Annotated in this window: 17 protein-coding genes and 1 tRNA gene; 16 read left to right on the top strand and 2 right to left on the bottom strand. The window is 67.7% G+C overall.

Annotated elements, in window-relative coordinates:
• Window positions 1-33 precede the first annotated feature (33 nt).
• The 9 genes from D9601_RS07535 to D9601_RS07495 all read left to right on the top strand — a co-directional run bounded on the left by D9601_RS07535 (window position 34) and on the right by D9601_RS07495 (window position 16,938).
• Complete coding sequence (locus D9601_RS07535; protein ID WP_232473862.1) at window positions 34-2,211, top strand: autotransporter assembly complex protein TamA; 2,178 nt, start codon at window positions 34-36, stop codon at window positions 2,209-2,211.
• Entirely contained in the window at window positions 2,211-6,458 is a 4,248-nt protein-coding gene (locus tag D9601_RS07530; RefSeq protein ID WP_198353202.1) for a translocation/assembly module TamB domain-containing protein, read from the top strand. Before D9601_RS07535 ends, D9601_RS07530 begins: the two co-directional genes overlap by 1 nt.
• A 34-nt stretch (window positions 6,459-6,492) precedes the next feature.
• Window positions 6,493-7,995 (top strand): flavin-containing monooxygenase, encoded by a 1,503-nt coding sequence (locus D9601_RS07525; protein ID WP_443024708.1) that lies wholly within the window; start codon window positions 6,493-6,495, stop codon window positions 7,993-7,995.
• Window positions 7,996-8,078: 83 nt separating this feature from the next.
• The gene (locus D9601_RS07520) at window positions 8,079-9,353 is read left to right on the top strand and encodes an HlyD family secretion protein (RefSeq protein WP_198353200.1); all 1,275 of its coding nucleotides are present in this window, start codon (window positions 8,079-8,081) and stop codon (window positions 9,351-9,353) included.
• Window positions 9,354-9,355: 2 nt separating this feature from the next.
• The gene (locus D9601_RS07515; protein ID WP_332837935.1) at window positions 9,356-11,011 is read left to right on the top strand and encodes a DHA2 family efflux MFS transporter permease subunit; all 1,656 of its coding nucleotides are present in this window, start codon (window positions 9,356-9,358) and stop codon (window positions 11,009-11,011) included.
• Between the two features lies 1 nt (window position 11,012).
• Complete coding sequence (locus tag D9601_RS07510; protein ID WP_198353199.1) at window positions 11,013-12,512, top strand: efflux transporter outer membrane subunit; 1,500 nt, start codon at window positions 11,013-11,015, stop codon at window positions 12,510-12,512.
• Window positions 12,513-12,811: 299 nt separating this feature from the next.
• Entirely contained in the window at window positions 12,812-14,092 is a 1,281-nt protein-coding gene (locus D9601_RS07505) for an EAL domain-containing protein (protein ID WP_198353198.1), read from the top strand.
• A gap of 1 nt (window position 14,093) precedes the next feature.
• Window positions 14,094-16,493, top strand: a complete 2,400-nt coding sequence (locus D9601_RS07500; RefSeq protein WP_332837934.1) for an ATP-binding protein — start codon at window positions 14,094-14,096, stop codon at window positions 16,491-16,493.
• 58 nt (window positions 16,494-16,551) lie between these two features.
• Window positions 16,552-16,938: a response regulator gene (locus D9601_RS07495; protein WP_198353197.1), complete on the top strand. Its 387-nt coding sequence runs from the start codon at window positions 16,552-16,554 to the stop codon at window positions 16,936-16,938.
• A gap of 28 nt (window positions 16,939-16,966) precedes the next feature.
• On the opposite strand, the gene D9601_RS07490 is transcribed toward D9601_RS07495, so the two are convergent.
• The gene (locus D9601_RS07490; RefSeq protein ID WP_198353196.1) at window positions 16,967-17,812 is read right to left on the bottom strand and encodes a class I SAM-dependent methyltransferase; all 846 of its coding nucleotides are present in this window, start codon (window positions 17,810-17,812) and stop codon (window positions 16,967-16,969) included.
• A 45-nt stretch (window positions 17,813-17,857) separates the two neighbouring features.
• Between D9601_RS07490 and D9601_RS07485 the strand changes: the two genes are divergently transcribed.
• From D9601_RS07485 to D9601_RS07455, 7 genes are all read left to right on the top strand, one after another.
• A complete protein-coding gene (locus D9601_RS07485) occupies window positions 17,858-18,592 on the top strand; it encodes a ComF family protein (protein ID WP_232473860.1) in 735 nt (244 codons plus the stop codon).
• A 31-nt stretch (window positions 18,593-18,623) separates the two neighbouring features.
• Window positions 18,624-18,881, top strand: coding sequence for a glutaredoxin 3 (grxC, locus tag D9601_RS07480; protein ID WP_198353195.1), 258 nt, complete (start codon window positions 18,624-18,626; stop codon window positions 18,879-18,881).
• Window positions 18,878-19,699 (top strand): carbon-nitrogen hydrolase family protein, encoded by an 822-nt coding sequence (locus D9601_RS07475; protein WP_198353194.1) that lies wholly within the window; start codon window positions 18,878-18,880, stop codon window positions 19,697-19,699. The genes grxC and D9601_RS07475 overlap by 4 nt, the downstream gene beginning before the upstream one ends.
• Window positions 19,696-20,124, top strand: a complete 429-nt coding sequence (locus D9601_RS07470) for a DUF1178 family protein (RefSeq protein ID WP_198353193.1) — start codon at window positions 19,696-19,698, stop codon at window positions 20,122-20,124. The genes D9601_RS07475 and D9601_RS07470 overlap by 4 nt, the downstream gene beginning before the upstream one ends.
• A gap of 39 nt (window positions 20,125-20,163) precedes the next feature.
• Window positions 20,164-20,240 (top strand) — tRNA-Arg (locus D9601_RS07465).
• A gap of 798 nt (window positions 20,241-21,038) precedes the next feature.
• Window positions 21,039-21,374, top strand: a complete 336-nt coding sequence (locus tag D9601_RS07460; protein WP_198353192.1) for a DNA/RNA non-specific endonuclease — start codon at window positions 21,039-21,041, stop codon at window positions 21,372-21,374.
• On the top strand, window positions 21,364-21,786 hold the full coding sequence (locus D9601_RS07455; protein WP_332837933.1) for a hypothetical protein: 423 nt from the start codon (window positions 21,364-21,366) through the stop codon (window positions 21,784-21,786). Before D9601_RS07460 ends, D9601_RS07455 begins: the two co-directional genes overlap by 11 nt.
• A 283-nt stretch (window positions 21,787-22,069) precedes the next feature.
• Here D9601_RS07455 and D9601_RS07450 read toward each other — a convergent pair whose 3' ends face one another.
• Complete coding sequence (locus D9601_RS07450) at window positions 22,070-23,347, bottom strand: hypothetical protein (protein WP_198353190.1); 1,278 nt, start codon at window positions 23,345-23,347, stop codon at window positions 22,070-22,072.
• Window positions 23,348-23,373 lie beyond the last annotated feature (26 nt).

The following is a 23,373-nucleotide window of genomic DNA, read 5'->3' as shown; positions in this document are numbered from 1 at the left end:
CGAGTGCCGGCGACATCAGGACGACTTCATTGGTTGGCGATCGCGCTGCTCACCGCGGCGCCCGCATCCGCACAGCTCGCGCAGCAACAGGGGCGTGCCCCGGCGCAGGGCCCCGACGCACCCAAGTCTCCGCAGGGTCAAAGCACGCCTGCCGATTCGGGGCAGGCGGTCGATCCCAAGGGCAACGCGCCGATCGTGCCGGACAGCGAATTCAATGCCGCGCTGCCCCCGTTGAGCGGCGACATCAACGCGCCGCTGGAGCCGATGCCGAGCGCGACCGCCGGCACCGCCGCGAATGCCGCGCCCCCATCTACCGCGGCGCGGCCAACCATCGTGCCCACTGCCACCGCTGCCGACACGAGCCTGCCCCCTGCGGCCACAGAGAATCCGGAACTGGCGCGGCCGTTGGTGCCGCTGTCCAGCTTCGATACCACGCCGTTGCAGACGGCGGCCGACGTGAAGGACCCGAACCCGCCGCAAATCCGGTACGACACGGTGCTTAAGGGGCTGGATGCACTGAATCTCGACGGGCAGTTCAAGTCGCTGTCGGCACTCCGTGAGGGCGGCGGCAAGGCGGCCAATGCGACGCAGGTGTCGGCCCGCGCTCGCGAGGACGAGGCGCTGGCGGTGCGACTGATGAAGTCGCTCGGCTATTACGACGGCACGGCGGTGTCGACCGTGGAGACCATCCCCAACGACGCCGGCCGACTGCGCGCGACGGTGAGCGCGACGCCGGGCCGGCTGTATCACCTCTCGTCGGTGACGGTGAAGGCCGATCCCGTCGTCCCGGCCGACCTCATAACGCACAATCTGCCGCTGAAGGTCGGTGATCCGATCGAGGCGGCGCGGATCGAGGGGGCGGAAGCCAACGTCAGCCTGGTGCTGCCGCAGCAGGGCTATCCCTTCGTCAAGGTGGGCGAGCGTGACATCCTGCTCGACGACGTGGCGGATCAGGCGACCGGCGCCTATACGCTGCCAGTCGATTCGGGCCCGCGGTCGAGCTTCGGCCAGCTGACCACCAAGGGCGATGCGGTGTTCGATCTCGATCACCTCAACGTCTTCCCGCGGTTCGATCAGGGCGATCTGTACGACGCGCGAAAGACCGATGACCTGCGCGATGCGCTGGTCGCGACGGGTCTGTTCCGCGGCATCGCGGTCGAGCCGCAGCGGACGGGACGGCCGGGGCCGGACGGCACCGAGCAGGTCGACCTGCTCGTTACGCAGACCAAGGGGCCGCCGCGCAGCCTGGGCGGCACGCTCGGCTATTCGACCGGCCAGGGCTTCCGCGCGGAAGGGACGTGGACGCACCGCAACCTGTTCCCGCCCGAGGGCGCGCTGATCGGCAGCGTCATCGCGGGTACGCAGGAACAGGGTCTGTCGGGCACCTTCCGCCGCTCCAACGCCGGCAAGCGCGACCGGACGTTCCAGATCATCGCGTCTGCCAACCACAACAATTACGACGCCTATGATGCCTTCACCGGCACGCTGGGCGTGCGCTGGAGCTACGATTCGACCCCGATCTGGCAGAAGCGGATCACCTATGCTTATGGCGCCGAGCTGGTTGGCACCAACGAGAGCGTCTGGGACTTCAGCCGCAACGAAAGCGTTCGGCGGACCTATGGCATCGTCGCGCTGCCGGGCCAGATCCAGTGGGATACGTCGGACAGCCTGCTCAACCCGACCCGCGGTTATCGCCTGAAGCTCAACCTCAGCCCCGAGACGTCGGTGCAGGGCAGCGTCAGCCCCTATGTCCGCACGATGATCGAGGGGACCTTCTACTACCCCGTGTCGAGCTCGATCGTCATCGCCGGCCGTGCACGCGCCGGCTCGATCCAGGGCATCGATCGCGACGATCTGGCGCCGTCGCGCCGTTATTACGGCGGAGGTGGCGGATCGGTGCGCGGTTACGGCTATCAGCGGCTCGGGCCGCTCGATCCGCAGGGCAATCCGGTCGGCGGCCGCAGCCTCAACGAATTTGCGGTCGAGGCGCGCTACCGCTTCGGCAATTTCGGCATCGTGCCGTTCGTCGATGCCGGCAACAGCTATGAATCGAGCCTGCCCAAAGGCTCCGACCTGAAGTTCGGCGCCGGCATCGGCGGTCGCTTCTACACCAATTTCGGCCCGCTGCGCCTCGACGTCGCGACGCCGCTCAACCCGCGCAAGGGCGACGGCAAGGTCGCGCTGTACATTTCGATCGGGCAGGCCTTCTGATGGTGGACGAGACCGTGCCCGCCGCGACCGAGACCGTGGTCGTCGTGCGCCGCCCCTGGTGGCAGCGTATCCTCAAGTGGATCGGCATCGCGATCCTGGGGCTGCTGCTGCTCGTCGCGATCGTCGTGTTCGGGATCAATACCGATCCCGGCCGCCGCTTCGTCGCCAACCGGATCGGCAATTACACCACCGCCTCCGGCCTCAACATCAAGGTCGGACGGATCGACGGGTCGCTCTATGGCGAGATGATCCTGTCCGACGTGCGCGTCGCCGATCCCAAGGGCGTGTTCCTGACCAGTCCGCGACTGAGCGTCGACTGGCGGCCGTTCGCCTTCGCCAGCAACCATGTCGACGTTCGCGCCTTGTCGACCGACCTGGTGACGATGGCGCGACGCCCGGAACTCAAGGCGACGCCGCCCAGTCCGAAGAACGAGCCGCTGCTTCCCGACCTCGACATCGACGTCAACCGGCTGCACGTCGGTCGTCTGGTGCTGCAGAAGCCGGTGACCGGGCAGACGCATATCGTCCGGATCGACGGCAGCGTCCATATCGCCGACCGCCGCGCGCAACTGGTCGCCGATGCCGCCGCGTTGCGCGGGCCGGGCATCGCCGGCGGCGACACGCTGCGGCTGAAGCTGGACGCGGTGCCGGACCAGAACAAGCTCGACGTCAACGTGAAGCTCGCCGCACCGGCCGGCGGCGTCGTCGCGACCATGGCGTCGCTGAAGGCGCCGCTGACCGTGAGCGTCGACGGTCGCGGCAGCTGGGCGGCGTGGCAGGGCCGCGCCGCCGCGACGCTCGGCGCGGGGCAGCTCGCCGACCTCGGCGTCACCGCCCGCAACGGCCATATCGAGGTGCGCGGCTATGCGACGCCCGGCCTATACCTGCAGGGGCCGGTCGAACGGCTGACCGCGCCGCGGCTCGACCTGGCGATCGACACGACGCTCGACCAGCGTCGCGCCGACACGCGGATCAAGGCGCGTTCCAGCGCGCTGGCGGTGGACGCGGGCGGTATCCTCGATCTCGCCAACAGCAGGTTCGGCAACTTCGCGGTCGACGCGCAGTTGCTTACGCCCGGCGCGATCGCTCCCAATCTCAACGGCCGCGACGTGCGGGCGCGGGTTGTCCTCGACGGCGCCTTCGCGACGCCGACGGTCGACTATAAGGTCAGCGGCCGCACGATCGGCTTCGGCACCACCGTCGTGCAGGACGTCTATGCCGAGGGGCTGGCGCGGGTGAATGCCGACCGCATCCTGGTGCCGGTCAAGGCGCGGGCGCGGCGCGTCACCGGGCTCAACGCCGCGGTCGGCGGGCTGACCAACAACGTGCGCATCCAGGGCGACTTTGCCGTGTCGATGCCGAACATCCTGTCCGACAACCTGCGCATCCGTTCCGACAACATCGACGCCACCGCGGTGGTCGTCGCCAATGTCGCGACCGGCCGCTACACCGGCGCACTGAAGGGGCGGGTCAACAACTACCGGGTCGAGAGCATCGGCATCATCGACCTGACCACCGACGCCAAATTGGTGCCCGGGCCGAACGGCGGCTTCGGCGTCACCGGCCGTGTCGTCGCCCGCACCCAGCAATTGTTCAACAGCGGCGTGCGCAGCTTCCTCGGCGGCAATGCGATCGTCCGGGCGGACATCGGCTATAGCCCGGAAGGGATCGTCAGCTTCCGCAACCTGCGCCTCAACGCCCCGCAGTTCCGCGTCACGCGCGGCGACGGGCGCTTCAATCCGGCCAATGGCGCGGTGCTGGTCGATGCCGACGCCTATTCGACGCAATATGGCCCGTTGTCGGCGCGGGTCACCGGCAGCGCCGACGCACCCGTGGTGGTGCTCCGCGCGGCGCGGCCGAATGTCGGCATCGGTCTCGCCAATCTGGAGGCGCGGGTCGTCGGACGGAACGGCGCTTATGCGGTGACCGCCAAGGGCGGCACCAATTACGGCCCGTTCACCGCCGACGTGCTGGTGCGGCCGAGCCCCCGCCTGACCTTCGACGTGCGCAGCCTCGTCCTCGCCGGCATCACGGCGCGCGGGCAGGTGCAGGCGACGCCGCGTGGGCCGTTCGCCGGTCAGCTGACCTTCGCCGGGCGCGGGATCAGCGGCACGGCGCGCCTAGCGGATCAGGGCGGCTATCAACGCGCCGACGTCAACGCGCGCGCCTATAACGCCACCATCCCCGGCGCCGCGGACTTCACCATCGCCCGCGCGCTCGTCAACGCCAGCGTCGTCCTCTATCCCAAGGCGCCGGAAGTCATCGCCGACGTGCAGGTCGGCGACACGCGCTACAATGGCCTCGTCATCCAGGCGATGCGCGCCAAGGTGAATTATCGCGGCGGCCGCGGCACGGCGCAGGCGGTGCTGACCGGGTCGAGCGGCGTGCCGCTACGCGTCGCGGTCAACGCCCAGCTGTCGCCGGGGCAATATCTCGTCGCGCTACAGGGACAGGCGAACGGCATCCCGTTCCGGACGATCAACCCGGCGCGGATCACGCAGGCGGCGCCCGGCTATGTGCTGGCACCGACGCGGATCGACTTCGGCCAGGGGCCGACGGCGGGTTCGGCGCGGCTCGCCGGTTCCTACGGCGGCGGCACCACCGCGGCGCAGGTCCGGCTCGACCGGATGAACCTATCGATCCTGTCCGCCTTCGTCCCCAACCTCGGCCTGTCCGGGGCAGTCAGCGGCAGCCTCGACTATCGCCAGCAGGGCGCGGCGATCCCGCAGGCCGACGCGCGGCTGACCGTCGCGGGCTTCCAGCGCACCGGCCTGGCGGCGGTGTCAGAGCCGGTTGATATCCAGTTCGTCGGTCGCCTGCTGCCCGACGGTGGCGAGGCGCGGGCCCTGGTCAAGCGCGGCACGATGACGGTCGGGCGGATGCTGGCGACGTTGCGCCCGCTGCCGCCGGGATCGGGGTCGTGGACGACGCGCCTGATGCAGGCGCCGCTGTCCGGCGGCATCCGCTACAACGGTCCGTCCGCGGTGCTGTTCAGCCTGGCCGCCCTGCCGGGGCAGCAGCTCAGCGGGCCGATCGCGGTCGCCGCGGACTTTTCCGGCCGGGTGTCCGCGCCGCAGCTCAACGGCCTGATCCGCGCCGACAACCTGACCTACGACAACGAGACCTACGGGACCCGCCTGTCGCAGATGAAGATCGCCGGCCGGTTCAGCAACGACCGGTTGGAGCTGACCAGCCTGACCGCGCGCGCCGGCGACGGCAGTGTGCAGGCACAGGGGACGGTCGGCCTCGCGGCGGACAGCGGCTTCCCGATCGACGTGCAGGCGCAGCTGAACAATGCGCAGCTGGCGAAGAGCGATGCGATCGCGGCGACCACGTCGGGCACGATCCGCTTCACCAACGGCCGCGACGGCGCGCTGTTGAAGGGCGACCTGACCGTGCCGGAAGCGCGCTACCAAATCATCCGTCAGGGTGCGGCCGAGGTGCCGGAACTGACCGGCGTCCGCCGCAAGAGCGAGATCCGCGTCGCCCGGCCGACCGACCGGCCGAACGCGCCGCCCGCGCCGGCCAAGGTGATCAAGCTCGACCTCAGGGTGCGGGCGCAGAACCAGCTGTTCGTGTCGGGCATGGGCCTCGAATCCGAATGGTCGATGGACCTGCGCATCGGCGGCACCTCGGCGGCGCCGACGATCGGCGGCGGCCTGGACCTCGTCCGCGGCACCTATTCGTTCGCCGGCAAGCGCTTCGAGGTGACGCGCGGCACCATCCGCTTCCGCGGCGGTGCGCTGACCGATCCGGACATCAACATCCAGGCGTCGACCACGACCAACGGCATCACCGCGATCATCGCGATCACGGGCACGGGCCAGCGGCCGCAGATCAGCTTCACCTCGACCCCGACGCTGCCGCAGGACGAAGTGCTCAGCCGCCTGCTGTTCGGCACCAATCCGGAGAATCTGTCGGCGACCGAGGCGATCCAGCTGGCGAGCGCGCTCAACAGCCTGCGCGGATCGGGCGGCGGCGGGCTCAACCCGCTCGGCAAGCTGCGCTCGGCGACCGGGTTCGACCGGCTGCGCGTGCTCGGCGCCGATCAGGCGACCGGGCGCGGCACCAGCCTGGCGGCGGGCAAGTATCTGACCGACGACATCTACGTCGAAGTGGTCACCGACGCGCGCGGCTTCACGGCGACCCAGCTGGAGATTTCGCTGACCAAGGCGCTCAGCCTGCTCACCTCCACCGGATCGTTCGGCGGCTCCGACGTCCGGCTGAAATATTCCAAGGACTATTGAGCCGAGGACGACCAACGCGCATCTTGTCGCTGACATGAGTGTCAGCAACAGGAGCGCGGCGGTGGCCGAGCATTTCGACGTGGTGATCGTGGGAGCCGGCCTGTCGGGGATCGGCCAGGCCTATCATCTGCAGCGCGACTGCCCCGATCGCACCTTCACGATCCTGGAGGGGCGGGGGGCGATCGGCGGGACATGGGACCTGTTCCGCTACCCCGGTGTCCGCTCCGACAGCGACATGCACACGTTGGGCTTCGCCTTCCAGCCGTGGACCGCGGCCAAGGCGATCGCCGACGGGCCGTCGATCCGGCGCTACATCGAGGATACCGCCCGCACGCATGGCATCGACCGGCATATCCGGTTCGGCCATCGGGTGACCGCAGCGGACTGGTCAGACGAGACGGCGTGCTGGACGGTGGATGTCGAGGGGCCGGACGGGGCGGAATTGCGCTTCCGCTGCAATTTCCTGTGCCTGTGCTCCGGCTATTACAATTACGCGCGCGGCCATGCGCCCGCGTTCGCCGGGCAGGAGCAGTTCGCCGGCCAAATCGTCCATCCGCAATTCTGGCCCGAGACATTGGACTATGCGGGCAAGCGCGTCGTCGTGATCGGCAGCGGCGCAACGGCGATGACGCTGGTCCCGGAACTGGCGCGCAAGGCGGCGCAGGTGACGATGCTGCAGCGGTCGCCGACCTATGTCGTGTCGCGGCCGGCCGAGGACCGGATCGCCAACGGCCTGCGTCGCATCCTGCCCGACCGTCTGGCCTATGGCGTGACGCGCTGGAAGAACGTGCTGCTCGGCCAGCTGTTCTACACGATCGCGCGCAAGCGGCCGGAGGGGTTCAAGCGCCGGCTGATCGCGATGGTGCGCGACCAGCTCGGCTCGGACTATGACGTCGATAGCCATTTCACGCCGCGCTACGCGCCCTGGGACCAGCGGCTGTGCCTGGTGCCGGATGCCGATCTGTTCGACGCGATCAAGGCTGGGCGCGCCGACGTGGTGACCGACACGATCGACACCTTCACCCCCGGTGGCATCCGGCTGACGAGCGGCAGCGAGTTGCCGGCCGACATCATCGTCACCGCCACGGGGCTGGAGGTGCAGTTGCTCAGCGGCATCCGCTTCACCCTCGACGGCGTGCCGGTCGATTGGCCGAACCGCGTCCAGTACAAGGGGATGATGTTCTCCGACGTGCCCAATCTGTCCTACACCTTCGGCTACACCAACGCCTCGTGGACGTTGAAGGCGGATCTGGTCGCGGGCTACGTCTGCCGGTTGCTCCGGGCAATGCGGCGGCGGGGCATGGCGCGGGTGACGCCGCGCGTCGCCGACCCGGCCATGGCACGACTGCCGTTCGTTGATTTCACGTCGGGCTACGTTGCCCGCGCGATGCACCTGCTGCCCCAGCAAGGTTCTCGCAAGCCATGGAAACTGAACCAGAATTACGCGTTGGACGTGCTCGCGCTGCGCTATGGCTCGATCGATGACGAGATGGAATTCACGCCCCTGACCCAGGCGGGGACGCGTCGCGTCGCCTGACCCACGGCACTTTTTGCCGCATCCCGCGTCTAACATCCGGCAACAGGCGGGCAACAAACCCGCGCGCGAGCAAAGGGGCCGCAATGAGCGAAGGCGAACGCGCGCACGATCAGGGCGCAGGCGACGGGCACGACCAGGATCACGCGGGCGACAAGCGGCACGATTCCGACAAGACGAACGATCGCGACCGGTCCGGAAAGGGCGGCGACGACGAGTCCGACGAGGACGAGGGTGGCGACGCCAAGAGCGACGGCGATGGCGACGGTGAGGACGGCGACGGGGACGGTGGCGATCAGGACGGCGACAAGAAGAAGCCATCGATCTTCAAGAAGCCGCTGTTCTGGATCATCCTGATCGTCGTCGTCGCAACGCTGGTGATCGGCGGGACGCTCTACTATCTGCACGCCCGCCAGTTCGAATCGACCGACGACGCCTTCGTCGACACGCATATCGTCCGCATCTCCGCGCAATCCGCCGGCCGGCTGATCCAGGTCGCCGATCTCGACAACCGCCATGTCGAGGCGGGGCGGCTGCTCGCGGTGATCGAGCCGTCGGGTCCGGAAGCGCAGCTCGCCGAGGCGCGTGCGAACGTCGTCCAGTCGCAGGCGCAGGTGCAACAGGCACTGGCGCAGGTGTCGGCCGCGATCGCCAACCGCGAGCAGGCCGCCGCCGCCGCGCGTGCGCCGCTCGCCGCCGCCGAAAAGGCGCGCAACGATCTCGCCCGCTACGAGGCATTGCTGCGGCTCGACCCGAGTGCCGTCGCCGGGCAGCAGCTCGACCAAGCGCGCGCCCAGGCGCGCTCGACCGCGTCCGACGCGGCCGCCGCACGCCGCCAGGTCGACGCCGCCGAGGCGCAGGTCACCGTGGCGACGCGCCAGGTGAAGTCCGCCGAGGCCGTGGTCGGCGCCCGCAAGGCGCAGGTGTCGCAGGCGAATACGACGCTGGGCGACCTGCAGGTCAAGGCGCCGGTGCCGGGGCAGGTGGTCAACCGCCAGGTCAATTTGGGCTCCTATGTGCAGCCGGGTAGCCAGCTGCTCGCGATCGTGCCGGACCGGATGTGGGTGACGGCCAATTTCAAGGAGACGCAGCTGACGCTGATGCGAATCGGCCAGGCCGTGACGATCAAGGTCGATGCCTATCCGGACGTCGAATTCCACGGCCACGTCGACTCGATCCAGCGTGGGGCGGGTCAGGCGTTCGCGGTGCTGCCGCCGCAGAACGCCACCGGCAATTACGTCAAGGTGGTGCAGCGCGTGCCGGTCCGGATCGAATTCGATCATCGCGACGGCGATCCCGATCCGCGCCGCTATCCGATCGGGCCGGGCATGTCGGTGGTGCCGACCGTCAAGGTCCGCTGAGCGTGGCGAGCAAGAGCGCGGCCGGCAAGGGCGGCGGTGGCAAGAGTAGCGGCGGCAAGGGTAAAGGCGGCGACGCCGGCGGCGGCTGGAGTCCGAGTCGCTCCGCCGCGGGCCGTTATTCGCCCTGGCTGATCGTCGCGATCATCTCGATTCCGACCTTCATGGAGGTGCTCGACACCTCGATCGCCAATGTCGCGCTCGATCATATCGCGGGAGGCCTGTCGGTCTCGAGCGACCAGGCGACCTGGGTGCTGACCAGCTATCTCGTCGCCAACGCCATCGTCATCCCGATCTCCGGCTGGCTGTCCGACGCGATCGGGCGGAAACGCTATTTCCTGATCTCGATCGCGTTGTTCACCCTGTCGTCGCTGCTCTGCGGGCTCGCGCCGAACCTGTCGACGCTGGTGCTCGCCCGCGTCATGCAGGGAATCGGCGGTGGCGGCCTGGCGCCGGTCGAACAGTCGATCCTCGCCGACACCTTCCCGCCCGCCAAGCGCGGCATGGCCTTCGCCGCCTTCGCCATCGTCGTCGTGGTGGGGCCGGTGCTCGGGCCGACGCTGGGCGGCTATATCGTCGAATATTCGACCTGGCATTGGGTGTTCCTGATCAACGTACCGGTCGGCATTGCCGCCTGGTTCCTGGTCGAGATCTTCGTCGACGAGCCCGAGCAGGTGCAGCAGGACCGCAAGGAGAAGTTCAAGAACGGCCTGCGTATCGACTATATCGGCGTCGCGTTGGTCGCGCTCGGCCTCGGCTTCCTTGAGATCACCTTCGACCGCGGCGAGCGCGAGGACTGGTTCTCCAGCCCGCTGATCCTCGGCTCGGCGATCATCGCCGCGACATCGCTGATCGCACTGGTGATCTGGGAGCTCAATCACGACGATCCGGTGGTCGATCTCAAGCTGCTCAAGAACCGCAACTTCGCGCTGACCATCGGCGTGATGGCGATCACCGGCCTGATCCTGTTCGGCACCACCCAGCTCATCCCGCAGATGCTGCAGCAGGTGCTCGGCTATTCCTCGCTCGATGCGGGTCTGGCGCTCACCGCGGGCGGCGTCGCGACACTGATCGCGGTGCCCTTCGCCGGTCGACTGGCCGGCGCGGTCGACGTGCGCTTCCTGCTGTTCCCGGCGTTGCTCGTCCAGGCGGCGGCCTTGTGGAACATGTCGCACCTCAATGCCGATATCACTTTCTGGGATGCGGCGACGGCGCGCCTGTATCAGGCGATGGCCTTGCCCTTCCTGTTCGTGCCGATCAACGCGATCGCCTATGTCGGACTGCGCCAGAACCAGACCGCGCAGGCGTCGAGCCTGCTCAACGTCGCGCGCAACCTGGGCGGTACGATGGGCATCAGCCTGTCGCAGACATTGTTGTCAAACGGCCTGCAGAAGCATCAGAGCGAGCTGGTCAACACGCTCAACCCGCTCGACCCCAATTACAACCAATGGATCGCGACCGCCGGCCGCACCTTTGCCGGGCAGGGCGACCCCGGCACGCTGCCGCTGGCCGTCCTGTACAGCCAGATGCAGCGGCAGGCGACGATGCTCGCCTTTCTCGACGTATTCCGCACGCTGATGATCGTCGTGCTCGTCGTCGCGCCGCTGGTGCTGGTGATGCGTGCCAACAAGACGGGCCAGGCCCCGCAGGGAGGACATTGAGATGCGGCGGTTCGCGGCTCTGAATGGGGCAATGCTGGGCGCGGTGGCGCTGGCGGGCTGTACCGTCGGCCCCAATTACACGCCGCCGGCCGCGGCGGTGCCGCCGGCCTTCGTCGGGCCGCAGGCCGGCGTGCAGGCAGCGGGGCAGGCGGACGTCACGCATTGGTGGCGCGCCTTCGCCGATCCGCAGCTCGACCGGCTGGTGGAGCGTGCGCTGAAGGATTCGCCCGATATCGCCATCGCGGCAGCGCGGGTCCGGCAGGCGCGGACGCAGGAGATCGCGGCGCGCGCGCAGGGCCTGCCGCAGGTCAATGCGAGTGCCAATGCGACGCGCGTCGAGTTCAGCAAGAACGCCGGCTTCTCGTCGCTCGCCCGCCTGTTCGGCGGGAGCAGCGGCGGCGGGTCGTCGGGCGGGTCCGGATCGAGCAGCGGCATCGCATTGCCCGGCAGCGGCATCACCACTTATGCGGTCGGGTTCGACGCCAGCTGGGAATTGGATCTGTTCGGCGGCGTCCGGCGGCAGGTGCAGGGCGCGGTCGCCCGGACCGAGGCGGCGGAATGGAATCGGCGCGACGCGGCCACGATGATCGCCGCCGAGGTCGCCCAGGCCTATTTCGCGATGCGCTTCGACCAGCAGCAAACGGCGATCATCCAGTCCGAATTGCAGCGCCAGCGCGGCGCGCTCCGCATCGCCGGCAATGTCGCCAAGGTCGGGCTGGTGCCGCCGATCGACGTCACCCGCCAGCGCGGCTCGATCACCAGTACCGAGGCGAGGCTGCTGCCGATCGCGGCGGACATGGCGGTGCGCCGGCACGCGCTCGCCATCCTGCTCGGGCTCGAGCCGGCGGCGCTGGACGCGGAATTGGCCGCACCTGCCGCAGCCCCGATCGCGGCCCTGCCGGTGATCCCCGCCGGGCTGCCGTCGGACCTCCTTCGCCGTCGCCCCGACGTGCGGGCGGCGGAGCGCAATCTCGCCGCCGCTACCGCCGACATCGGCGTCGCAGTTGCAGACCTCTATCCGCGCTTCAGCCTGACCGGCATGGCGCAGCTGATTTCGACGGCCTTGGGCAATCTGTTCAGCGGCGACAGCCTGCAGTTGACCGGAACCGGCGCGGCGCAATTCCCGCTGATCGATTTCGGTCGCCGTCGTGCGACGGTGAAGGCGCGTGAGGCGGCGCGAGACGAGGCCTATCTGGAATATCGCCAGACCGTGCTACAGGCCCTGCGCGACGTCGAGGATGCGTTGGTCCAGCTGGATGCGGAACGACAGCGGCACGTGGTGCTGATGCGCGCCGTGGCCGACGCGGATGCGAGCGTTCGGGCGACGACCGCGCAATATCGCACAGGTTTCGTCGCACAGGACGCGGTGCTCAACACCGAGGCACAGTCGCTCTCGGCGCGGGAGCAGGTGGCGATGAGCGAGGCGCAGCTGCGTCAGCAGACGATCGCACTGGCCAAGGCTCTTGGCGGCGGTTGGGAGGACGTCACGCCGGCGAGGTAAGGCGTGAACTCACTGTAAAATAAACCCAACTCGGCAGAGAATATCGGCCCGGACGCAAGCGTCCGGGCCGACGAAACCGTTTACCAAGGCTTGATGTCGAGCCCGATAACCATCTTGATGATGAGCGCCAGCATTTGCTTTCTCCCTTAGTGGTGCGCGAACGCCGAAACGCCGCGCACGCATTTAGGTTAACCTGATGTTTACCAAAATTCAATCTCCAGAATCCAATGATTAACGCTATTTTTAATCCTTGGGCGGTATCCGCTTAGCTGATGTTTTCAGGCGATCGTCCGGAGTCGATGGTGCAGCAGAACGCCGCGTTCGAGCCGATTGGCGTATCCGAAACGGATGCGATCGATTGCCTGCTGCTCGTCGAACTGGCCAATTTCGTAGCGTTGCGACGTCGGCTCGGCTGTGTCCGTGCCGATCTTCTCGCCGGCCTGGCGTCTGAACGGCTTGGCCGCATTCTGCCGACGGCGAGCATCGCAAGCGTCGGCCGCACGCTCGTCACCTGCCGCTTCCGCGGCCAGGCGGCGGATGAGATCGATCGACGCATCGCCGCGATCGAGGCCTCGTTCGCCCGTCCGTTCGAGATCGATGAGGCGTCGATTCGCATCGAGCTGACCTTCGGCGCGGCGGCAGCCGAGATCGGCGTGGACGAAGTCGCGCTGGTCGAACAGGCCGAACTCGCGCTGGCCGAAGCTCGGACCGCCTATCGCGCCATACGCCACCAGGTTGCGCCGCGTCCTCAGCGTGACGTCGTCCGGATGGCGCGGGAGCTCGACAGGGCAATCGACAAAGACGAACTGGTCCTCGCCTACCAGCCCAAGGTCCATGTCCGCCGTCAGGAGATCACGAGCGCCGAGGCCCTCGTCCGCTGGCGCCATCCCGAACGCGGCATGGTGATGCCCAACGATTTCATTCCGATCGCCGAGCAATGCCAGCTGATCGACCGGATGACGCTGTGGACCATCCGGCGCGCCATCGCCGACCAGCAGGAGCTGGCCAGGCGGGGTCACCATCTGCGATTGTTCATCAACATTTCCGGCCAGTTGCTCGCGGACGCGGCCTTTGTCGAAGAGGCGTGCCGCCTGGTCGGCAGCAGCGACGCGAACTTGGGATTCGAGATTACCGAGACCTCGGTGATCCGCGACCCGGCCAGCGCGATCGCCAACCTCCAACGGTTCGCCGATTACGGCATCACCATCGCCATCGACGATTACGGTGCCGGCCTGTCGTCGCTCGCCTATCTCAAACAGCTGCCCGCGCGCGAACTGAAGATCGACAAGCTGTTCGTCACCCAGCTGACCAGTTCGAACCGCGATCCGCTGATCGTGCGTTCGACGATCGATCTCGCCCATGCCTTGGAGATGGAGGTCGTGGCAGAGGGGGTTGAGACCCACGCCGCCCTGGCGTTGCTGACGGTGATGGGCTGCGACATGGTGCAGGGCTATCTGATCAGCCGCCCGGTGGCTCTCGATGCGCTGATCACCTATCTCGATGATGGATCCCATCGGCGCCCGGGACCCGACCCGTTGACCTTGTTCGGAGGGCTGACCTCGGTTCGCCGGGAAGCCTAGAGTGCGCTGTCCCATCGCTATCGTCGGGCTGCTGTCGTTCTTCCTCGTGGCGACGCAACCTGCGCCTGCCGCAACCCCGGAACAGTTCGACCGGCTGATCGCTGATGCCAAGGGCGCGATGCTCGCGGACCCGAATGTCGCGATCGTCAAGGCGCAGGACGCCGAACGATGGGCAGGAAGCCGGCCGCCGTCGACCGACCGCGAGATCATGCGTGCCACGGCGCAATGGCTGCAAGGCGAGGCGCTGTTGCGGATCAACAATGTTGCCGCGGGAAAACTACTGGTGACGCGGGCGCTGGCAACCGCATCGCGGCTCGCCCCTGGGTCCAAGCTGCAGGCGGACCTGCTGCTGTCCGACGGCTGGATCAATACGGTTGAGGCGAACGTCGCAAAGGCGCTGGTCGACTATCAGCGCGCGCATGCACTGTTTGTCACACTAGGCGAGGTGCGAAGTCAGGCGAAGGCGCTGCAGTCAATTGGCTCGCTTTACAGCAGTGGTCGGGATTTTGCTGCGGCGCTGAAATATTACGATCAGGCGATTGCTGCCTACAATGCCGACCCCAATCTGCTGCTCTCGATCTATAACAATCGCGGCAACACATTGCGCGAGCTGCATCGCTATCGCGATGCGGAAAAGCAGTTTCGGGAAGCCTTGGCTCTAGCGACGAGCATGCAGAGCCCGCTGCTGCGGGCGATGGTGCTCGGCAACATCGCGGAAACGCAGCTTGCCGCCGGCAATGTCGCCGGCGCTCAGCGCAACATCGACGAGGGGCTGCGGCTCGCGGGCCGGCCCGAAGCCGCTGGCTTCAAGGCGCTGCGCGAAACGCTGCAGGCGCTCGCAGCGCAGTCGGCGTTCCAGAGCGGTGACCTGACCGCTGCGCAACGTCTGATCGGTCAGCGCTTCGCGGGGCAGGATCCGGCGCAAGCCACGGTGGTGGACCGCCCCGCGCTTAAGACCGCCTATGACATCTACCGTGCCGTCGGGCGCGACGATCTGGCACTGGCACACCTGGCTGCGTGGAAGCGGCTGGACGACGAGGCGACCAACCTGGCGCGGTCGACCAATGCGGCGCTGATGGCGGCGCGGTTCGATTTCGCCAATCAGGAACTGCGCATCGCCAATCTGCAGCGCGACGAGGCGCGGCGCAGCGTCGCCTTCGAACAGGCGCGGGCCAAGACGCAGCGGACGATCTTCTTCGTCGCGGCGGGCGCGACCGCGATCGTCATCGCATTGCTCGGCATCGGCCTGTTCACTATCCGCCGCAGCCGCAATCAGGTGCGGGCCGCCAACGACGATCTCGCCGTCACCAACACGGCTTTGGGTAAGGCGCTGGCGGCGAAGACCGAATTCCTCGCCACCACCAGCCACGAAATCCGGACGCCGCTGAACGGCATCCTCGGCATGACGCAGGTGATGCTGGCCGATCCTACCTTGGGCGACCCGATCCGCGAACGCATCGGTATCGTCCACAGTGCCGGTACGACGATGCGCGCGCTGGTCGATGACATCCTGGACGTTGCGAAGATGGAAACCGGCAACCTTACAATCGAGGCGGCACCGTTCGACTTGTGCGCGATGCTACTCGAGGCGAGCCGGATGTGGGAGGAGCAGGCCAGGGCCAAAGGCATTGCCTTCGTTCGCGACCTGCACGACAGTCCAAAGCGGATCATCGGGGACGTGACACGACTGCGGCAGATCGTGTTCAACCTGACAGCCAATGCGCTCAAATTCACCGCCATCGGTCAGGTGACGCTGCACGTCGCTGCGGTCGGTGAACGGCTGCATATCGCCGTAGCAGATACCGGCGTGGGGATCGCGGCGGACAAGATGGAGGAAATTTTCGAGTCCTTCCGCCAGGCCGACGCCAGCACGACCCGCCAGTTCGGGGGTACGGGGCTCGGCCTGTCGATCTCACGCAATCTGGCGCGCGCCATGGGCGGGGATGTGCGGGTCGAAAGCGAGCTGGGCCGCGGGTCGCGGTTCACCGTCGATCTGCCGCTGGCACGGGCCGAAGATATCGAGGAGCGGGAGCCGGCAGGGGGCGGCGCAGCCTTGCTGATCGTCGACCGCAATCCGATCACGCGCAACATGTTGAAGGCGGTTCTGTCACCGCTGGTCGAGGAGGTTCGGGCGGTCGCCAGCCTCGCGGAGGCGGTCGCTTGCTGTGCCGCAGAGGCGGTGGGGCGGATCGTCGTCGATGCCTCGGCGATCGGGAACGATGTCGCGGCATTCGCGGCGCTCAGCGCTGCTGCGGGAGACCGGCGCATTGCGGTGCTGTTGCCCGCCGGTCAGGCAGCGCCAGAGGGAGCGCTTGCCATCGCTAAACCAGTGTCCGGCACCGATTTAATCGCCGCTTTGTACGGTATCGGCGATCAGCCGCTTGTGTCCCGGGCGGCATGAAGCGTAGAGGCGCGTCCATGCCCCGTGCAGACTTTCACTTCGGGATTTCCCGACGGCCATGAACATTCTGTTTATCGAGGACGACCGGATGAACCGCCGCGTCGTGCGCGACATGCTCGACGTGGCTGGGGCGGCGATGGACGAGGCGGAAAATGCGGAGCAGGGGCTCGGCAAGATTGACGCCGCCACCTACGACATGCTGCTGATCGACCTGCGCATGCCGGGGATGGATGGGCTGACCGCGATCCGCCATATTCGGGGGCGCGACGATGCAAAGGCGTCCGTGCCGATCATCGTGATCACTGCCGATACCGCGCTCGATTTACGCGAGCGCTGCCTGGAAGCGGGGGCGGATGAGGTGCTGTTCAAGCCAGTGGCGATGGACGCGCTGTTCGAGGCGATGGGCCGGATCCTTGCCCGCGACGCCGATGGCGTGATCCGCTGAAGATCGTATCGCGGTCGGCAACCTGCCGTTAGGCCGAATCCGGTTTGGGCGCGAGAGCGGCCGCCAGCGAGGCGGTGCCGCTGCCACGACGGGCGGGTTGGGGCTGCGAGGCGTCCGGCGCCCAACCGGTCAGGAAGATGATCGAGAACCGTTCAGTGGTGCGGCCGTCCGGGCCAGCAGCGTCGGCGAAGGCAGCGGCGGTACGCGCCAACGTCTCGCGCGACAGCGCCGTACGGCTGGCGAGCAGGTTGGATGCCGCCATGCCGCGCAGATCGTCGAGCAATCGCCCGAGACTGGCGTAACGCACATCCAGCGTCTCGACGTCGGCGACAGGCAGGGTGAAGCCGGCGCGGACGAGCAGATCGCCCGCCGACCGGACGTCGATCTGCGGATGCAGCCGCGCCGCCGGCCGTTCGCCCTCGGCCGCGCGCAGTGCGGCGCGCAAGGCCGGCAGGCTGCCCGCCCCCAGAAACGCACCGAGGAACAGGCCATCCGGCCGCAGAGCCCGTCGGATCAGCGTTAGCGCGCCGGGAAGATCGTTGACCTGGTCGAGCACGCCGGCGCTGACCACGCAGTCGAAGCTGGCGCTTGCGAAGGGAAGGCGGTCCTCGTCGCCCTGGATGCCGCCTGTCACGCGGGCAAACCGGGCGCCGGCATCGATCCGCGCCATGCGTGCCCCGGGGACCGCCAGGCTCTGGTCGCTAGCGCCGATATCCAGCGCCTCGCCGAACGGCCGCTTCACCGCCGCGAGCCGCTCCAGCAGCCCCTCGACCATGACGTCGCGGAGAAAGGCGTGGGCGGCAGGATCGCCCGCCGCAGCACGGTCGCGGCGTAGCCGGCGCGCCGTGCGATCGAAGATTTCCGTGGCAATCACGCGGCGGCTTGTGCCGTTTCCCGACGCGGGCGACAAGCATCGATCATGGGCTTCGGGTCGATGGCGGCAGGCTTGGGCAGGGGGGCGGTAGCGCTGGTGCTGCCGCCGCGCTGTCCCGGCTGTGGGGTGCCGGTGGCGGACGACCATCACTTTTGTGCATCGTGCTGGAACGACTTGCGGCTGATCGCGCCGCCGTGGTGCGCCGCCTGCAACCGGCCCTTCGCCTTTGACCGCGGTGAGGGTATATGCTGCGCGCGCTGCCTTGCGGAGCCGCCGCGTCATGCCGGGGTGCGCGCCGCCGTTGCTTATGGCGCGATCGCGCGATCGCTGGCGCTGAAACTGAAATACGGCGGCCATATCGGCATCGCGGCGACGATGGCGGAGCGGATGCGCGCGATCGTGCCCGCCGGAACCGAGCTGCTGATCCCCGTGCCGCTGCATCGGTGGCGGCTGTGGAGGCGCGGCTACAACCAGGCTGCGCTGATCGCCGCCGCACTGGCCCGTCGGACGGGCATCGCCCACGATCCGCTGGCGCTCGTTCGACGGCGTGCGACGCCGGCGCTGCGCGGCCTAGGCGCGCGCGAACGGGCTCGGACGGTAGCCGGCGCTTTCGCCGTTCCGGATCGGCAGCGGGTCGCGGGACGGACGATTGGGCTGGTCGACGATGTCTATACCAGCGGCGCGACGACCGACGCCTGCACGGCGACGCTGCTACGCGCCGGCGCGGCATCGGTGACCATCCTCTGCTGGGCGCGGGTGCTGGGCGACGGCGACGATTGACAAGCCGCGTGCCAGTCCACACCTCCTGCCTATGGCAAAGGTTGAAATCTACACCAAGGCATTCTGCCCCTATTGCAGCCGGGCGATGCGACTGCTCGCGTCGAAGGGCGTGGAGCCGGTCGAATATGACATCACCTTGGGTGGTCCGAAGCGCGGCGAGATGATCGAGCGCTCGGATGGCCGCACGACCGTGCCGCAGGTGTTCATCGATGGCCGTCATATCGGCGGTTCCGACGATCTGGCGGCGCTGAACGCATGCGGAGGGCTCGACCCACTGCTCGCCGCATGAAGGCGGCGGTGCTGCAGATGACGAGCGGGATCGATCCCGCCGTCAATGCCGCGACCCTGGTCAATGCGGTGCGCGAGGCGGCGGCGGACGGTGCGGCGATGCTGTTCACGCCAGAGATGTCGGGGCTGATCGATCGCGATCGGCAGCGCGCGGCGGCGTCGATCCGGGTCGAGGCGGAGGATCGGGTACTTGCCGCGGTCTGCACAGCGGCAAAGGATCACGGCCTATGGGTGCATCTCGGCTCGCTGGCGATCCGGCGGCCGGACGGACGGCTGGCCAATCGCGGCTTCGTCATCGACCCCGCGGGCGCGATCCGCGCGCGCTACGACAAATTGCATCTGTTCGACGTCGACCTGCCGACCGGGGAATCGTGGCGGGAATCGGCGGCTTATGCCGCCGGCGAAGGTGCGGTGGTGGTCGACACGCCGCTCGGCCCGCTCGGCCCGACGGTCTGCTACGACCTGCGGTTCCCCGCCCTCTATGCGACGCTGGCGGAAAGTGGCGCCACAGTACTGGCCGTGCCGGCGGCGTTCACGCGGCCGACCGGGGCGGCGCATTGGCATACGTTGCTGCGCGCCCGCGCGATCGAGAATGGCTGTTTCGTGGTGGCGGCGGCGCAGACCGGCCAGCATGACGATGGCCGCGCCACCTATGGCCACAGTCTGGTCGTCGATCCCTGGGGCGAGGTGCTGCTCGACATGGGCGAAACGGCGGGGGTCGGCTTTGCCACCATCGACCCAGAGCTGGTGACGGCGGTGCGATCGCGTATCCCGGTGCTGGCACATCGCCGGTCGATCCCGACCCCGGTCGTGGCATGATCGTCTTCGACCTGCGCTGCAGCGGCGGCCACGTCTTCGAAGCGTGGTTCGGATCGAGTGAGGCCTATGCCACGCAGCGCGACGCCGGCCAGATCGCCTGTCCGCTCTGCGCGGACACGCGGATCGACAAGGCATTGATGACGCCGCATCTGCCGGCGAAGGGCAACCAGCGCGCCGACACGCCGCCCGCGTCGATCAAGGCGGCGCTGCAGGAGCTGGCGGCGGTGCAGAAGCGTGCACTGGCGGACTCGCAATGGGTCGGCAGCGATTTCGCCACCCGCGCCCGGGCGATGCATGACGGCGAGGAACGGCATGCGGCGATCCACGGCCAGGCGACGCTGGCCGAGGCCAAGGCGCTGGTCGACGACGGCGTGCCGGTCGCGCCGCTGCCCTTTCCGGTGATCCCGCCGGAGGCGGCGAATTGATTGACCGGTCCAGCGCGAAAAACTAGGAACGCTGGCGCTGCCCCCGTAGCTCAGCCGGATAGAGCGACGGTTTCCTAAACCGCAGGTCGGAGGTTCGAGTCCTCTCGGGGGCACCATTCCAGTCACATCGAACCGGCTATTGAACGAGGCTGGGCGTCGAGCCTGATCCCGTCGCTTCCCGGCTAAGATTCCGATTGACTTGTTGGATTTTGTTCCTCAAATGTTCCTACCGTCTGAAGCGACGGGGGTGGCATGATTCTCGTATCTGACAGCGAGCGGCGACGGGCTTTCTCGATCTGGCTTCGAACCGGCAGATTGCCGAGCATAGCCGCGGCGGATGGCGTCGAGCTCAAGTTCAATCCTTGGCATGATCCGGCGGACGGGCGTTTCACGTTCGCCGGGTCGGGACGCGCTTCCGGCCAAGATGGCAGAGGCCAGTTTCGAGGTGGGGGAGGAGGCTCGTTTGGCGGCGGGGGTGCCTCGTCACACGAGGCGTGGCCACGCGATGCTCGATCGGACGCCAATCGTCAGCGGCCCCGCATGACGCCCACCCCCAGGGCACAGATATCAGGTTCGACCTCTCGCTCTTCGTTGCCGAAGCCAGACGCGGCACGGCCGATCTCGCAGAATGGCTGGGGCGGCGGTGGCTTCACGGGTGGTGGGGGCGGGCGCGGCGGCGGTGCGGGGGCATCAGGATATTGGGGTAATGATGGGCCGGCACAAAGGACGGTGCCAAAAGCTTCCACCACTGTCGTCACAAGCCGGCAATTACCATCCCGGACAATAAGGCCGTCCCCCCATTCCGCAACATCGACACCGCTTCGTCGCGAAGTGCGCAACGGCTACGAATACCAGATCGACGGAACGGGACGCACCCGCAGAGTTTCGGGCACCCTGAAAATCGTCGATAAGCGGTGCGATCGAAATCAGCGCAGGCCCAGGCCGGTGGGGCCGATCGCCGGCCGACTGACGACGGCGGTCACTATATCGCGGCACGTTTTGATGGACCGACCGACGCGTTCAACCATTTCGCGCAGGATGCGAATTTTAATCGCGGCGAATATCGCCGCCTTGAAGATCAATGGGCGAGCGCGAAGCGGGCGGGACGGAACGTCACCGTCAGAATCCTGCCGAGCTATGACGGCGCGTCGAAGCGCCCTTCCGAGATCAACATTTGGTTCAACATAAACGGCCATCGACAAAGTCTGGCAATTCCGAACGAGCCAAAGGAGAAGCGTGGTGGCAAATGACGAGACGGACCGCCTGCTCGGGGAAATCGGCCAGCTTCTAGCCGAGGACACGGCGTATCCGCTTGACGGCACGTTGCTCTATGCGCGCGTGAGATCGTCGTTGGTCGCCCCCTCAATCTTCAAAAACCGCGCGAACAGCATTGTATACCGCGACCCCGACTTAAGTCGATGGTTCCAGCTGCTTCTTGACCTCTGGGAGGCCGAGAAGCCGGAACACCGCTGGGCGGAAATCGAATATCTCATCACCGGCGACACGTTCGAAGTGGCTTACACCTACGCCGACGAAATCGATCCAGACGAGGACACGTTCGAGCGTCGCGACCGGATTGTCAGGCGGTATTTCGGGGATAAGCCAATCGTCTATCCGCCAGGCCCACCCGACGATGACGATGCCCCGTACTACGACCTCTAGAGCCGATGGGCATTCGGGTATGGCAGGCCATGGTTCGTCATCCCCGCGGAGGCGGGGATCCAGAACCCCTGACGTCACGGCTCTCCAAGCAGCCCCCGCGCGTCTGGATTCCCACCTTCGCGGGAATGACGGCAGGGCGTTTCTAAAGCCTGTGATGCTGAATGGCGACCGGTCCTAGTCGTCCACACCGCGGCCAGAGAATTAGGGAGCCGGATCGCCTGAAGTATTAACGTCAATCCGTATCGTCTATGGGGTGCCCGGCTTGGCGGTCCCGCTCGCTACGTCACGGGGAGTTGACGGCCAAGTCGGAGATGTGTTCAGCGGCGACTACGGGGACCACCGGCTGAACCGGTGCGGTCAGGAGCTGCCAGCCGGTCGGCAGATAGTCCGTCGACATATAGAACCAGAAGGCACAGCTGCCGTCGGCGCGATAGCTGCCGCCCTTGAGGATGCCATAGGCGACGGTGCCGAGGAACACCGGGCTGCCGCTGTCGCCCGATTTGCAGATCGGGCCGGCGACCGTGGTCCAGGTCGGCAGGCAGGCGCCGCCGCACAGGTCGCCGGCCGGCGCGAAATCGGTCAACTCGACCTCCGAACAGCTGTAGCCGGTGCGCTCGCCGCGGTGGCAGACGACGTCGCCCGCGCGCATCCCCGCCCGGGCGCGCGCGGCGGTGACCGGCCGGCTGATCGTTCGCGCCGCGTCGGTATAGAAGGTCGGCGGCAGGGGCAGCGGGCTGGCGTTGACCTGTACGTCCTGATTGCCCCAACCCCATTGGCCGACGAACGGCAGCACGGTTTCCTGCCCGTCGGCATCGCGCGTCGACAGCGTGTCGGGGCAATGGGCCGCGGTCGACAAGGCCGTGCGCTGGCCGTCGGTGACGACAAAGCCGGCGGTGCACAGATAGCGGTGCGGATCACCCGGCACGCTGCCGGTGACGCGGGTGCCGCCGGCAATGCCGCTCATGTCGAGTTCGGGCTGGTCGATGACGCGCAGCCGCACCGGCACGCCGGCCAGAGTTGCGAGGCGGTCGCGCAGGGCCGTGGCGCCTTCGCGCTCGACATCGCGGCGGGCGACTACCGCGACCAGTTCGCCGGTGCGGGGATCGACGCCCAGGCCCGGCGGCGTCAGCAGACTGGCGCGGATTTCCGCCTGATGCGCGCTGATCGCCTGGACCAGCGCCAGACGTGTGGCAGCGGCACCGGTGGCGAAGCGGACCGGCACCGCCTCCCCATCGACGACGAGCGTCGTGTCGGCAATCGGCTCATTGCCGGTCAGCAGGATGCGGATCGCGAAGTCGGGCTGATGAAGCACGGCAATGCCGGCGAGCCGCTCGGCGTAGCGGTCGGCGAGGGCATCGGTCGCGGCGACGCTGTCCGCCTGCAACCGGAGCTGGTGGGCCGCCGCGTCGGCGGTAACGCCGAGCCGTTCGGCGATCGCCGCCCCGTCCTGTGCAAAGGCCGCGTCGATCGATTGCGGGTTTAGGTCGCCAGCTTGCGCCTGCGCGACGCTCGCACCGAACGTCGCCGCCAACGCCGCCAGAATGATGCCGACCCGCCCCACTGTTACTTCATAGCGCGGGACAGATA

Origin of the sequence: Sphingomonas sp. MA1305 (genome assembly GCF_016107325.1) — a bacterium.
Taxonomy (GTDB): Bacteria; Pseudomonadota; Alphaproteobacteria; order Sphingomonadales; family Sphingomonadaceae; genus Sphingomonas.
This window is presented reverse-complemented; position numbering and strand designations above follow the sequence as displayed.

What these genes read in the sequence shown, in the direction of transcription:
- D9601_RS07530 (WP_198353202.1), top strand. Translation starts at nt 2,211, where the DNA reads ATGGTGGACGAGACCGTGCCCGCCGCGACCGAGACCGTGGTCGTCGTG.
- D9601_RS07525 (WP_443024708.1), top strand. Translation starts at nt 6,493, where the DNA reads ATGAGTGTCAGCAACAGGAGCGCGGCGGTGGCCGAGCATTTCGACGTG.
- D9601_RS07520 (WP_198353200.1), top strand. Translation starts at nt 8,079, where the DNA reads ATGAGCGAAGGCGAACGCGCGCACGATCAGGGCGCAGGCGACGGGCAC.
- D9601_RS07510 (WP_198353199.1), top strand. Translation starts at nt 11,013, where the DNA reads ATGCGGCGGTTCGCGGCTCTGAATGGGGCAATGCTGGGCGCGGTGGCG.
- D9601_RS07505 (WP_198353198.1), top strand. Translation starts at nt 12,812, where the DNA reads ATGGTGCAGCAGAACGCCGCGTTCGAGCCGATTGGCGTATCCGAAACG.
- D9601_RS07495 (WP_198353197.1), top strand. Translation starts at nt 16,552, where the DNA reads ATGAACATTCTGTTTATCGAGGACGACCGGATGAACCGCCGCGTCGTG.
- D9601_RS07485 (WP_232473860.1), top strand. Translation starts at nt 17,858, where the DNA reads ATGGGCTTCGGGTCGATGGCGGCAGGCTTGGGCAGGGGGGCGGTAGCG.
- grxC (WP_198353195.1), top strand. Translation starts at nt 18,624, where the DNA reads ATGGCAAAGGTTGAAATCTACACCAAGGCATTCTGCCCCTATTGCAGC.
- D9601_RS07475 (WP_198353194.1), top strand. Translation starts at nt 18,878, where the DNA reads ATGAAGGCGGCGGTGCTGCAGATGACGAGCGGGATCGATCCCGCCGTC.
- D9601_RS07470 (WP_198353193.1), top strand. Translation starts at nt 19,696, where the DNA reads ATGATCGTCTTCGACCTGCGCTGCAGCGGCGGCCACGTCTTCGAAGCG.